This is a genomic window from Micromonospora ureilytica (assembly GCF_015751765.1).
GTDB lineage: Bacteria > Actinomycetota > Actinomycetes > Mycobacteriales > Micromonosporaceae > Micromonospora > Micromonospora ureilytica.
The window spans coordinates 4,913,112-4,925,181 of sequence record NZ_JADOTX010000001.1; the positions used below are offsets into that span (position 1 = coordinate 4,913,112).

Annotated in this window: 13 protein-coding genes; 3 read left to right on the forward strand and 10 right to left on the reverse strand. The window is 71.1% G+C overall.

Going from position 1 to position 12,070, the window contains the following annotated elements:
- Nucleotides 1-16: 16 nt before the first annotated feature.
- The 8 genes from IW248_RS22370 to IW248_RS22405 form a co-directional block, all read right to left on the reverse strand.
- Nucleotides 17-1,507, reverse strand: coding sequence for a glycoside hydrolase family 130 protein (locus IW248_RS22370; protein ID WP_196928552.1), 1,491 nt, complete (start codon nucleotides 1,505-1,507; stop codon nucleotides 17-19).
- Nucleotides 1,504-2,556, reverse strand: a complete 1,053-nt coding sequence (locus IW248_RS22375; RefSeq protein ID WP_196928553.1) for a glycosyltransferase — start codon at nucleotides 2,554-2,556, stop codon at nucleotides 1,504-1,506. The genes IW248_RS22370 and IW248_RS22375 overlap by 4 nt, the downstream gene beginning before the upstream one ends.
- Entirely contained in the window at nucleotides 2,553-3,689 is a 1,137-nt protein-coding gene (locus IW248_RS22380; RefSeq protein WP_196928554.1) for a glycosyltransferase, read from the reverse strand. The genes IW248_RS22375 and IW248_RS22380 overlap by 4 nt, the downstream gene beginning before the upstream one ends.
- Before the next feature lie 116 nt (nucleotides 3,690-3,805).
- Entirely contained in the window at nucleotides 3,806-4,810 is a 1,005-nt protein-coding gene (locus tag IW248_RS22385) for a glycosyltransferase family 4 protein (RefSeq protein WP_196928555.1), read from the reverse strand.
- A complete protein-coding gene (locus IW248_RS22390) occupies nucleotides 4,807-4,980 on the reverse strand; it encodes a hypothetical protein (RefSeq protein WP_167492970.1) in 174 nt (57 codons plus the stop codon). The genes IW248_RS22385 and IW248_RS22390 overlap by 4 nt, the downstream gene beginning before the upstream one ends.
- A gap of 299 nt (nucleotides 4,981-5,279) precedes the next feature.
- Entirely contained in the window at nucleotides 5,280-6,311 is a 1,032-nt protein-coding gene (locus tag IW248_RS22395) for a medium chain dehydrogenase/reductase family protein (RefSeq protein WP_196928556.1), read from the reverse strand.
- An 89-nt stretch (nucleotides 6,312-6,400) separates the two neighbouring features.
- Complete coding sequence (locus IW248_RS22400; protein WP_196928557.1) at nucleotides 6,401-6,958, reverse strand: TetR/AcrR family transcriptional regulator; 558 nt, start codon at nucleotides 6,956-6,958, stop codon at nucleotides 6,401-6,403.
- 96 nt (nucleotides 6,959-7,054) lie between these two features.
- Nucleotides 7,055-7,387 (reverse strand): nuclear transport factor 2 family protein, encoded by a 333-nt coding sequence (locus IW248_RS22405; RefSeq protein WP_196928558.1) that lies wholly within the window; start codon nucleotides 7,385-7,387, stop codon nucleotides 7,055-7,057.
- A gap of 109 nt (nucleotides 7,388-7,496) precedes the next feature.
- On the opposite strand from IW248_RS22405, the gene IW248_RS22410 reads away from it, so the two are divergent.
- Nucleotides 7,497-8,006: a winged helix-turn-helix transcriptional regulator gene (locus tag IW248_RS22410; protein WP_196928559.1), complete on the forward strand. Its 510-nt coding sequence runs from the start codon at nucleotides 7,497-7,499 to the stop codon at nucleotides 8,004-8,006.
- Between the two features lie 5 nt (nucleotides 8,007-8,011).
- Here IW248_RS22410 and IW248_RS22415 read toward each other — a convergent pair whose 3' ends face one another.
- Nucleotides 8,012-8,893 carry a helix-turn-helix domain-containing protein gene (locus IW248_RS22415; RefSeq protein WP_196928560.1) on the reverse strand — a complete coding sequence of 294 codons (882 nt, stop codon included), beginning with the start codon at nucleotides 8,891-8,893 and terminating at the stop codon, nucleotides 8,012-8,014.
- A gap of 132 nt (nucleotides 8,894-9,025) precedes the next feature.
- Between IW248_RS22415 and IW248_RS22420 the strand changes: the two genes are divergently transcribed.
- The gene (locus tag IW248_RS22420; protein WP_196928561.1) at nucleotides 9,026-9,898 is read left to right on the forward strand and encodes an oxidoreductase; all 873 of its coding nucleotides are present in this window, start codon (nucleotides 9,026-9,028) and stop codon (nucleotides 9,896-9,898) included.
- On the opposite strand, the gene IW248_RS22425 is transcribed toward IW248_RS22420, so the two are convergent.
- Complete coding sequence (locus IW248_RS22425; protein ID WP_307788145.1) at nucleotides 9,895-11,442, reverse strand: MFS transporter; 1,548 nt, start codon at nucleotides 11,440-11,442, stop codon at nucleotides 9,895-9,897. The two genes, IW248_RS22420 and IW248_RS22425, sit on opposite strands and share 4 nt — an antisense overlap.
- 103 nt (nucleotides 11,443-11,545) lie before the next feature.
- Between IW248_RS22425 and IW248_RS22430 the strand changes: the two genes are divergently transcribed.
- Nucleotides 11,546-12,025, forward strand: coding sequence for a winged helix-turn-helix transcriptional regulator (locus IW248_RS22430; RefSeq protein ID WP_196928562.1), 480 nt, complete (start codon nucleotides 11,546-11,548; stop codon nucleotides 12,023-12,025).
- Nucleotides 12,026-12,070 lie beyond the last annotated feature (45 nt).

The following is a 12,070-nucleotide window of genomic DNA, read 5'->3' on the forward strand; positions in this document are numbered from 1 at the left end:
CTGTCCAGCGGTGAGGCTACCCCGCCCCAGCGCATTCTCCGCCCGCCCCGACCATCGCGCTGAGGAGCGCGGACAGCGGCACGGTGGCGAATCCCACCCGGGCGTCACTCGCCCCGTACGGCACCCACAGCTCACCGTCGTACACGAGAGCACCGCAGGAGTAGACGACGTTCGGTACGTACCCGTCCCGGTCCTTGTCGTCGGGGGCGAGAAGCGCACCGGGCAGGTGCGCGACGACCCGCTCCGGCGTGTGCAGGTCGAGCAGGAGCGCACCGATCGCGTACCGACGCATCGGCCCGACACCATGGGTGAGCACGAGCCAGCCGACGTCGGTCTCGATCGGTGATCCACAGTTGCCGACCTGGATCAACTCCCAACTCTCGTCCGGTGCGTGCAACGGAGTCGGGGCCTGCCAGCGGTTCTCGCCGTCGAGGGCGGTCAGGCCGATGGTCTCGCCGTCGGCACGGCACAGTGCCAGGTGCCGGCCGCCGACGGTACGCGGAAACAACGCGAGCCCCTTGTTCCGGGCACCCGGACCGCGCATCGGGGTCATCTCAAACTGTCGCAGGTCGTCGCTGGCCAGCGCGCGGGTGGCGATGTTCCGGCCGTCGTAGGCGGTGTAGGTGGCCCGGTACACAGGTCCGGATTCATCGACGAAGCGGACGAACCGCGCGTCCTCCATGCCGTTGCTCTCCGCCGGGGTGGCCGGCCAGAGCACCCGTTGGTGCAGGACCGTGTCGGCGGGGAAGGCCGTGGCGTAGCTACCGGCGTTGGTGCGACGCAGTTGTTCGACGGTCCCCAACCCGGTGCTACGGGAGAGCAGATCGGGTGGCAGGTTGCCGAGCACCCGCTCGAAGGCTGCCTCGTCGTACCACTCGGGCAACGCGTCCAGGACCGTGGCCGCGACCTCGTTGTCGCAGTCCTCCTCGGCCAGGCCGGCAACGAGCAGGTCCCGGCGGTGCCGTACGCCCGTCCGCTGCCCGACGGCCAACGGTCCGGTCCGTTCGGCGATCGTGAGCTGTCTCCCAGGTCCGACGATCGCGGTGGCGAAACCGATCGAGGACACGTGACCCTCCCCGACCTGGCGCAGGCTGATGGCGACGCGCAACTGCCCGGGGTCGAGACCGGTCTGGTCCGGGTGGGCCACCATCGACGGGTTGCACAGGGCGGCGGCCTCGACGGCGTACTCGTGGCTGAAGTAGGCGCCGACCAGCAGCCGGCTGTTCGGCGAGAGGTCCCGGGCCCGCGCGGCGCGGTGTCGGACCAGGTCGTAGTGGTGGCGGAAGGTGTCGGCCAGGTCGCGGTGCCGGGCGCCGAACCGGTCGAGGGTGTCCCGCAGCAGCCGGGTGGTCTCCTCGTCGTCGAGGTGCGCGACCCGGTCGATGAGCGCCTGCGCGCGGGTCCGTACCACCGCGGCATCCTCACCCGGCACGAAGAGCTTGATGATGACGCGGCGTGGATCCGGGGTGAGGATGACGTCGTGCCGGACGGCCAGAGACCCTGTCACGACCACCGCCGGGCGTGCTGCAGGGTGGAGATGAGCGCGAGGGTGGACTCGGCCCCCTGGTTGAGGTTGGGCCCGTGCGCGGTCAGCCCGTCGTAGCCACCGCCGGTCGCCGGGTCCCACATCGGCGTGCCGAGGTCGTTGTCGCCGAGGAACCACCCGACGGCCTGCCGCACCCCGTTGTCCCACTCCGGGTCCCCGGTGACCGTGGCGGCGGTGGCGCAGGCGTCGGCGAGGGCGGCGACCTCGATCGGCTGCTGGTCGTGGTGCAGTCGTACGCCGCCGTGCCGCCATCCCCCGACCGGAACGACAGACAGCCGTCCGCCGCGGAACTGGACACCGCGCAGCCAGGTCAACATGCGCAGACCGTCGTCGAGAGGCGGGCCGCCCTCGCGAAGCTGGCTGGCGGCGATGACCACCTCGGCGAGGGCCGCGCTCGCGTAGGTCAGCTCCGGTGATGGCCACGGCCACCGCGGGTCCGGACCGGCCCGGCCGATCGTGCTGGCCGCGTCCGCCAGCAGCGACGCCGCGGCGACGTGGCCCGGGTGACGACGAAGCACCTCGGCCGCGCCGAGACCGGCGAAGGCCATCGTGTGTGGGGCCTTGGTCCGCCGGGTCGCGCCCCGGCTGAAGGCGACAAGCGCCTCCTCGCGTACCCATGCGGCGGGGCTGCGGGCGACGGCCGTGCCCAGGCCCCACAGAGCGCGACCCCACCAGTCGCCGAGCCCTGGTTCGTCGACCCAGCGCCGGTCGTACCCGAGTCGGTTGTGGAACGCGCCGCCGGCGTCCTGCGCGTGGGTCAGGAACGCCAGGTATCGCTCCGCCAGCCGGAGCAGTTCCTCGCTCGGCTCCGGCTCGCGGCTGACGACCACCAGGCCACGGGCCACGTCGTCGGTGCAGTAGCCGTGCTCACGCCGGACGATGGCGTGCCGTGCGTGCTCGAACAGACCGGTGTCGTCGCTCAGCCGGGCCAGGTGCGCGAAGCTGGGCGCGGGTGCCGTCACCCAGCGCCCACCCGTCGACGTCCGGGGGCGTCCGGTGGTCGCCGTCACGCCGGCACCGCTGCGACGGCGGGCGAGCGGGCATCGACCAGCTCTTCGGCGAGGGCGCCGTAGCGGGCCGCGACCGCAGGCCAACTCAGGTGCGCGGCCAGCGGACGAACCCGCCCGGCCAACCGGGCGGTCAGACCCGGTTCGGTCAGTACCCGCCGGATCGCCTTGGCCAGTGCCGCCGGGTTCTGGTGGGGTACGACCAGACCGGGCCCACCGGTCAGCAGCTCGACGGCGTGCGGGAACGCCGTCGCCACGACGGGCACCCCGGCGGCCACCGCTTCGATGAGCACACCGGAGGTGACCTGTTCGCGGGAGTCGTAGGGCAGGACGACCACGTCGGCGGAGCGGATCAACCGGCCCAGCGCCTCCTGGTCGTGGTAGATGTCCTGGTAGTCGACGGCGTGTGCGACGCCCAACTGGGCGCCGAGCTGGTGCAGCCCCGCCCGGTACGCCTCACCGTGGTGCTCGATCACCTTCGGGTGGGTCCGTCCCGCCACCGCGTAGGTCGGAGTCGGTTCCAGATCCTGCAACCGGGCGAGGGCCCGCAACGACCACTCGATGCCCTTGCCCGGCCCGAGCAACCCCCACGTCAGCAGGTGCGGGCGGGTACGCCGGTCGACGGGTACACCGGCGAGCTCGGCCGCTCCGTGGGGGATCACCGTCACCTTGCCCGCTGGCACGGTGTACCCGACGAGCAGCCGGTCGCGGGCCGTGTCGGTCATCGTGACGACCGCCCCGGCGGTCGCCACGATCTGCTCCAACAGGGATCTCTGCCGGGCCGAGGGCTGGCTGAGCACTGTGTGCAGGACCACGATGCTCGGCACGCTGAGCCGCCGCAGCAACGGCAGCACCTCCTCGCCGTCGGTGCCGGGGTAGATGCCGTACTCGTGCTGGACGATCGCCACGTCGTACGCGTTCAGGGCGGCCGCCGCCTCCCGCCAGCCGGCCGGGTCACGCGCCGACCAGGTGTGCACCACCCCGGGCACGGGCCGCTGGTCGTCGCCGTGATCGGTGACCCGGACGATGCCACCGCGGGTGCCGTCGGCGGTCAGCTGGGCGGCGAGTGCGGCGTTGAACGTGGCCAGTCCGCACCGGGTCGGTGGGTGGGTGCTGAGGAATCCGTAGCTGGGCATGAACGTCGGGCCTTCCGGTTGTCGGCCACCGCAGAGGTACGGGGTGAGCCTCACGCGGGGACAGCGCACGCCGGTCAGCGTGTGTGACCGGCGGAACGAAGAGCGGTGCGGTTCGGTCAGTTGCCGACGAGCTGGTCGTAGACGGCGAGATAGTCGGTGACCATCCGGTCCGCGCTGAAGCGCTTCAGAGCCCGCTCCCGACACTCCACCCGGTCGAGGCCGCCGACCCGGGTGATGGCCTCGACGGCCTGGTCGACGGTGGAGACGAGGAAACCCGTCACCCCTTCGTCGACGACCTCGGGCATGGACCCCCGCCGGTAGGCGACGACCGGGGTGCCACAGACCATCGATTCCACGACCGACAGCCCGAACGGCTCGTCGAAGTCGATCGGGTGCAGCAGTGCGGTGCTGTCACCCAGCACCTCGGCACGCCGCCGCGGACCCACCGAACCGAGGAAGACGACCTGGTCGCCATCGATGTGTGGGGCGACCTGTTCGGCGAAGTACTGCTCGTCCTGCACGATCCCGCAGATGGTCAGGGGCCGGCCGGCGCGGCGGGCGATCTCGATCGCGGTGTGGGTGCCCTTGTCCCTGTGGATCCGGCCGAAGGCGGCCAGCCCAGGGCCGGCCTGGCTGGTGAACGGCAGTCCGCCGACGTCGACGCCGTGGTACACCGTGGCCACGTAGTCGAGCTCCGGCGCCCGGTCGGCGTCGGAGATCGACACGTACGACGAGCGGGCTCGGCCGTAGGCGGGCAGGATCCCCGCGCCGGAGAAGCCGTGCACTGTGGTCAGCAGCGGCGCACGGCAGTGTTCCGCGAACGCCAGGGGCAGCCAGTCCAGGTGACTGTGCACCAGGTCGAACTGCGCCGAGCGGGCCATCGCGTGGGAGACGTGCATCGCCTCCCACACCCGGCCGTCCAGGTCCGGGTCGTCCGCGTACCCCCGTGGGCAGACTCCGTCGAGCTGGGCGGACGTGACGGAGTCAAGTGTCGCGAAGAGCGTCACGTCGATCCCACGACTGACCAGCCCCTCGGCGAGCAGGCCGGTCACCTGCTCCCACGGGCCGTAGTGGTGTGGGGGCGTACGCCAGGCGACCGGTCCGAGCAGCGCAATCCTCAAGGGGATGACGCGTCGACGAGATCAGCTGGGTTGAGGTTCAGGGTGGCGAGCAGCCCCGAGTGCTTGGCCGGGTCCACCCACTCGGGCAGTTCGCGCTCGACCCAGGCGGCCCGGGCCACCTGACCCCGGTCACGAAGTGCGGTGACGATCCGGTCCCTGGCGATCCTCATCTGGTACTCCCCTGGCTAAGGTGTTCAAAACGATCATTCGCACGGACAGTGGTGTGCACGTGCAGTCGGATCCGGACCACCAACCGTTCCGACCGCGATGGCGGGCGAAACTGACGGCCGGGACGTGGTCGGCGATCGGCCAACACCACCAGCGAGTCGCGGCGACGGGGATGACGTTCGGTAACGCCCCTGATGGGCTGGTGGCGACGGCGTCTGGCGGCCACCGGGGTCCCGGGCGACATGTTCACCGTACGCCCTCGCGGCGGTCCGCCGCACCAGCGCCCTGGACGGACCGGAGGTCAGGGCTCCAACACCACCTTGCCGGCCCGGCTGCGATTCTCGGCGAACACAAGCGCGGCGGAGACCTCGCTGAGGGGGTAGCGGGCGGCGATCTGCGGAACGATCACTCCCTGCCGCAGCAGGTCGAGCACGATGCCGAGGTCGGTGCGCAGGCGACGGCGGAACGCGGCACGACGGGTGAGCTGACCTGCCCAGAAGTTGTAGAAACCGGCCCGGTGGCCGTTCGGCAGCGTGTTCCAGGTGTAGAGGCGGGCCAGCAGCTTCACGAAGACCCACACCACCGACTGCCCGGTGCCCACGGCGGCGGCGTTGCCGTAGACGACCAGTTTGCCGCCGGGGGCGAGCAGGGCGTACGAGGTGCGTACGCCCGGGCCGGCGACCGGGTCGAAGACGGCGTCGACGCCACCCGGCGACAGCTCGCGGACCCGAGCGGCCATGTCCGGGTCGCGGTAGTCGAGTGGTTCGACGCCGAGTTCGCGCAGCCCGGCGTGGTGCCGTGCGGCGGCGGTGCCGATGACCCGCAGGCCGAGGTGTCGGCCCAGCTGCACGAGCACGCTCCCGACGCCGCCGTTCGCGCCGTGCACGAGGATGGTCTGCCCGGCCTTCAGGTCGGCGTCCCGCAGCATCTGCCAGGCGGTCACCCCGTTGACGACGACGGTCTCGGCCGCGGCGGGGTCCAGCCCCACGGGTACGGGGGTCAGGGCGTCGATGTCGACAAGCGCGTGCGTGGCCCAGGCGCCGGTCTTGGTGACCGCCGCCACCCGGGTGCCGACCAACGTGTCGTCGCCGCCGGGACCGACCGCCCGGACCGTGCCGACGAGGTCGTACCCGGGCACGAACGGGAACTTCGGCTGGCCGGGGTAGAGCGCGTGGCGCATCTGCTGCTCGGCGAACGAGATGCCGGTGGCCTCGACCTGGACGAGCGCCTGTCCCCGGGCGGGGACGGGCATCGCGCGACGGTGCAGCAGGAGGCCGTCGGGCTCCACCACGCCGGGCAGCACCACTTCGGTGATCGTCGTGTCGGTGGTCATCAGGGTTCTCCTTTGTTTGTAAGTGCGCACTCACACACTTGTCGGGTCCAAAGAGTGGGCCGCCGAAGCGGCCCAGCATCGGGGGTCGGTCAGGGGTTACTCGGTCCGGGGTGGCGAATGCCGGCGGTCAGGGCGCGAGCCCAGGGCTCCGGGACCTGCTCCAGGCCGGCGGTCACGATCAGGTGGCACAGCTGGCCGTACGCGAAGAACTGCTGCACCTGCGCGTCGCTGGCTCCGGCACGACTCTGCACGAAGGTCGCGACCCGCCGGTAGCCGGCCCGCACCGCCTCGGCGACCTCCGGGATGTCCGTGACGGCCTGCGCCTGCACCTGGAAGAGCAGAAGATCACGATCGGCGATCAGTTCCGCGTACGCACCGCCCATGGCGTCGAGGATCTCCTCCGGGCTGTCACCCGCGGCACGCTCGGCACCCGCCTCGATCGCGTCGGCGATCCGGTCGAAACACGCTCCGGCCGCCGCCACGAACAACCCGAGCTTTCCGGAGAAGAGCCGGAAGACGTACGCCTCGGAGATGCCGGCGGCCGCGGCCACTGCGGTGACCGGGGTGGCGTGGAAGCCGGCGCGCGCGAACACCGACACCGCGGTGTTCAGGACGGTGACCCGGCGGGCCTCGGCGGTGGATCGCATGTTTGTAAGTGTGCACTCACAAACAAGTGCCGTCAAGCCCACTGCCCAGTCGCAGTCCGGTCGCCCAGCCCGGTCGCCCAGCCCGCCGCTTGGTCGTCAGGGCGCGATGCGCAGCATCCGGATCGCGCTGTCGTCGTAGTCGCTGAAGCGGTACCGGAGGCCGGCGAACGGGCTGCCGGGGAAGTCGCCGGTGATCGTCGCCGTCACGACGGTGCCGGCGGGAGTGTCCTCGACGTCGGTGATCTCGTACGACACCAGCGGCACGGCACGGCGCCACTGGCGGATCGCCTCAATGCCCCGGTGTTCGGTCGACTCGTCCTCGACCACGGCGTCCTCGGCGAAAAGGGCGAAGTAGTCCTCGGAATCGGGCTGGCCGGCGAGCTCGAAGTAGCGGCGAATGATGGCCGGCGCGGCCTGGGTGGCGGTCATGGCTTCGCATCCCTCTCCGACGTGGCTCTGCACCCGTCGTCGTATAGTTACTTCTGAAACAGCACCTACTAACTTCGACACTAGCATCCACTCGGGAGAGGGCACGGTTGTGGCCGGAAAGATCCGCTTGGAGGACCGCGAATGCCCGCTGTCCAGCGCGCTGGGCCACGTGGGCGAGTGGTGGACGCTGCTGATCCTGCACGACGCCTTCGACGGCTACACCCGGTTCGATCAGTTCCAGGCCAACCTGGGCGTCTCGTCCAGCATCCTGACCAGCCGGCTCAAGACCCTCACCGGTCAGGGGTTGCTGGAACGTCGCCGTTACCAGACCAGGCCCGACCGCTACGAGTACGTCCTCACCGACCTCGGCCGCAGCCTGCGGCCCGTCGTCGTCGCCCTCGCCGCCTGGGGCAACTCACGCCTCGACCCGAGCGAGCGCAGCATGATCCTCGTCGACCGGACCACCGGGGTGGAGGCCGACCCGGTGATCGTGGACCGCAACACCGGTCGCCCGCTCGACGACGCCGACTTCGTGTTCGCCGCCGGCCCGGCCGCCAGCGAGACCATGCGCAAGCGCTACGAGCACATCCCCACCCGGGCGGCCGCGCACCGGCCCTGACCGGCTCACTCCAGCGGATAGAGGCGGGCCGAGTCACCGGGACGGACGCTGTCCGCCACGTGGTCAGCAGTGCTGGCGGCGATCGAGCCGAGCAGCGCCAACGAGCGGGCGGACTCCGTACCGGGCTCGGCGTGGTAGATCACCAGCAGCTGCCCGTCGGCGCCCGCCACCGCGAGCTTGTCGCAGTACAGGTCGAGGTCACCCACCTCAGGATGGTGCAGCCGACTGACGATGCCCTCCCGTCGACGCACCTCGTGGCGCGCCCACAGCTGCCGAAAGCAGTCGCTCTTGAGTGACAGCTCCCCCACCAGCGCCGTCAACCGCGGGTCGTCGGTGGCCCCGCCCGAGTCGGCACGCATCTGCCCCACCACGCTCTGCATCGCCTGCCGCCAGTCGCGGAACAGCTCCCGCTCGGCCTGGTCCAGGAACACCGCGCGGAGTCGGTTGGCGCCGGGGGCGAGATTCGGCGACAGTGCCCTCGCCATCGAGTTCGAGGCCAGGATGTCGAGGTAGCGATTCTGCACGAAGGCCGGCATGGAGAGCTGCCGCAGCAGGTGCAGGATGCTGGCCGGCACTCGCTCGACGGCCGGTCGGGCCGCCCGCCGCGACCGCGTACGGCTCAACCCGATCATGTACGCGGTCGCCTCCGGATCCAGTCCCAGCACTCCGGCCAGGGCGTCGAGGACCTGCACCGAAGGGTGCCGCTCGCGACCCTGCTCCAACCGGAGGTAGTAGTCGGCGCTGATACCGGCCAGCATCGCCACCTCCTCGCGCCGCAGCCCTGGCACCCGGCGCAGGCCCACGCCCGGGCCCAACCCGACGTCCTCGGGCCGGGTCTGCTCCCGGCGGGCACGTAGGAAGTCGCCGAGCGGGTTCGTTGCGTCCATGCCACCGACGGTAGATCGCCGGGCGGCCCGGTGACTGGCTGTGTCACTACCAGGAACAGCTCGCCCTGCCGCCTGGGCGGCTCCCGGCGCACAGTCGACGTGTACCCACTGCGATCACGGATAGAGGATGAGATGAGCGAGAACCTTCCCGGCGGTGCCCTCACCCCCGCTGACGGCCTCACCCTGAGCCGAATGGGCTACGGGGCGATGCAGCTGGCCGGGCCCGGTGTCTTCGGCCCGCCCCGCGACCGCAAGCAGGCGCTGGCCGTGCTCCGTGAGGCCGTCGACTTGGGCGTCCGACACATCGACACCAGCGACTTCTACGGGCCCGTGGTGGTCAACGATCTGATCCGCGAGGCGCTGTTCCCGTACCCCGAGGATCTGCACCTGGTCACCAAGGTCGGCGCGCGACGTGGCGCCGACCGCTCCTGGATCCCGGCTCTGGAGCCGGACGACCTCAAGGCCCAGGTACGGGAAAACCTGGAGCACCTCGGTCTGGACGTTCTCGACGTGGTCAACCTGCGGGTCGGCATGGCGGAGGGCGCCGGCGACGCGCCGCTCGGGGCGCAGTTCGCCGCCCTGGCGGAGCTGCGACAGGAGGGGCTGATCCGGCACCTCGGGCTCAGCAACGTCACGCTCGCCCAGCTCACCGAGGCCCAGGCCATCGCGCCGGTGGTCACCGTGCAGAACCTCTACAACCTCGCCAACCGGCAGGACGACGCCCTTGTCGACAGGTGCGCGGAGGAGAACATCGCGTTCGCGGCGTTCTTCCCGCTCGGCGGGTTCACGCCGTTGCAGTCCGACACGCTCGACGGCGTGGCCGCCCGGCTGGGTGCCTCACCGCAGCAGGTCGCCCTCGCCTGGCTGCTCCAGCGGTCCCCCACCACCGTGCTGATCCCCGGCACCTCCAGCGTGGCGCACCTGCGGGAGAACATGGCGGCGGCCGACCTGAAGCTGCCGGCCGACGCGATCGCGGAGTTGGACGCGTTGGCTCCTAGCGCCTAGTGCTGGTGCGGCCGGTTGCGGATGAGGGTGAGCGCGAGCACGGCGGTGACCAGGAAGACGATGCCGTTGATCCGCAACCCGGCCTGGACACCGGAGGTCAGTGCCTCGGCGATCGCCGCCCGGACCGGTTCGGGCAGCGGCTGGTCGCCGTTGGCGCCGGAGGCCACCGCCGCCTGCACGGCGGTACTGGTGGGTTCGCCGACCTGGTGCGCGGCGAGTCGGTCCGGCAGGTCGGCCACCATCGTGGTGGTGAGCAGCGTGCCGAGCACTGACGAACCGAGCACCGAGCCGACCTGCCGGGCGGCGTTGACCGCCCCCGAGGCCATGCCGGCCTGGTCGGGCGCGACGCTGGCCAACGCCGCCGCCGTCGCCGGGGCGACCACCAGCCCGCTGGCCGCCCCGAACAACGCGAACAACGCCCAGCGGTGACCGAACGACGTGGTCGGCCCCTGGTTCGCCAGAGCGAAGCTCGCCACCGCACCGAGGACCAGGCCGAGGGTCAACGGCGCTTTGAATCCGGTACGACGGATCGCGCGACCGGCACCGAAGGCGACCAGCACGTAGGCGCCGAACAGCACCAGCATCCGCCAGCCGGTATCCAGCGGGCTGAGCGCCTGGGCGCGTTCGTGGAAGAGGACCAGCAGGATCGCCACGCCGGTGAAACCGAACAGCGACACCGCGCCGACGACCATGACAGCGCTGAACGACGCGGACCGGAACAGCCGTACGTCGAGCATTGGCGCGCTGGTCCGCAGCTCGACCAGCACGAACGCGACAAGCGCGACGGCCGCGACGACCCAGGCCGCCGACACCACCGGGTTGGTGTGGCCGACCTTGCCGCCCTGGATCAGCGCGTAGACGGCGGCCGCGATGGCGACGGTGCCCAGCAGCAGGCCGGGCACGTCGAGACGGGCGGCGCTCGGCCGGGACTCGGCCACCCCGACGACGGCGACGACGAGGGTGATCAGGCCCAGCGCGATCGTCGACAGGTAGACGCTGTGCCACTGGTAGTGCCGTAGCAGGAAGCCGGCGATGAGTGGGCCGATCGCGAGCCCGATGCCGGACGCCGCCGACCACGCGGTGATGACCTCGGTCCGTCGGTGCGGGTCGGTGAAGGTCGCGCCGAGGATCGCCAGGCTGTTCGGCAGGATCAGTGCCCCACCGAGGCCGGCGACCAACTGCCCGACGATCACCCACGCGACGCTCGGAGCGCCGGCCACGACGGCTGCGCCCAGGATCATCGCGACGACCCCGGCACCGAACATGCGCTTACGCCCGTAGCGGCTGCCCAGGGTGGCCGCGGACAGCACGACGCTCGCCACCATCAGGGTGTAGGCGCTGGGGATCCAGACCAGAGTGGTGGGGTCGACCCCCAGGTCCCGCTGGATCGTGGTCAACGCGGAGACCGTCGCGGTGATCTGCAGGAACGTGATCATCGCGCCCAGGCACATGGCGATCAGGGTCACCGGGCGGGAGCCGCGGAAGGCTGAGCGGTCGGTGGCGGCCGCTCCGGACGGGGTCGGGGCCGTGGTGCTGGTGGTCACTGAAGATCCTTCAGGCTGGTGGTCTGACTTCCGTATGCGTAAGTCAGCACGATCCAGTGAAGCACCTGGCTAGCCTTCATGCAAGTCAGGTACGCTGGAGGGCATGGAGGACCTACGAGACGATCGCGACTCCTGGACGAGCGAGAACTGCTCGGTGGCCCGGGCGATGGACATCGTGGGCAGCAGGTCGACGGTCCTGATCATGCGCGAGGCCCTGCTCGGCACACGCCGCTTCGACGACTTCGTCCGCCGAGTCGGCGTCGGCGAGCCCGCCATGGCCGCCCGACTCAAGGAGATGGTCACCGCCGGGCTGCTCGAACGATTCCCCTACCGGGAGCCGGGGCAGCGCACCCGCCACGAGTACCAACTCACCCACAAGGGCCGCGAACTCCTGCCCGTCATCACCGCACTGCGCAACTGGGGCGACACCTGGGCCGCCACCGACACCGGCCCGTCCATCGTCGCCACCCACCACGACTGCGGCGAGCCGATCCGCGCGGTTCTCCGCTGCGCCGCCGGCCACGAGATAGCGGACGGCGACATCGACATCATCGCCGGCCCGGGCCTCGTCCGGCGCGACTGACCCTCCGCGCCACGACCGGACCGGCACCTCACGTCGCGTGCCGTC

Coding starts and splice junctions, on each gene's coding strand:
- IW248_RS22415 (WP_196928560.1), bottom strand. CDS start 8,893: ATGGACGCAACGAACCCGCTCGGCGACTTCCTACGTGCCCGCCGGGAG.
- IW248_RS22395 (WP_196928556.1), bottom strand. CDS start 6,311: ATGACCACCGACACGACGATCACCGAAGTGGTGCTGCCCGGCGTGGTG.
- IW248_RS22390 (WP_167492970.1), bottom strand. CDS start 4,980: ATGAGGATCGCCAGGGACCGGATCGTCACCGCACTTCGTGACCGGGGT.
- IW248_RS22430 (WP_196928562.1), top strand. CDS start 11,546: ATGGAGGACCTACGAGACGATCGCGACTCCTGGACGAGCGAGAACTGC.
- IW248_RS22400 (WP_196928557.1), bottom strand. CDS start 6,958: ATGCGATCCACCGCCGAGGCCCGCCGGGTCACCGTCCTGAACACCGCG.
- IW248_RS22405 (WP_196928558.1), bottom strand. CDS start 7,387: ATGACCGCCACCCAGGCCGCGCCGGCCATCATTCGCCGCTACTTCGAG.
- IW248_RS22420 (WP_196928561.1), top strand. CDS start 9,026: ATGAGCGAGAACCTTCCCGGCGGTGCCCTCACCCCCGCTGACGGCCTC.
- IW248_RS22380 (WP_196928554.1), bottom strand. CDS start 3,689: ATGCCCAGCTACGGATTCCTCAGCACCCACCCACCGACCCGGTGCGGA.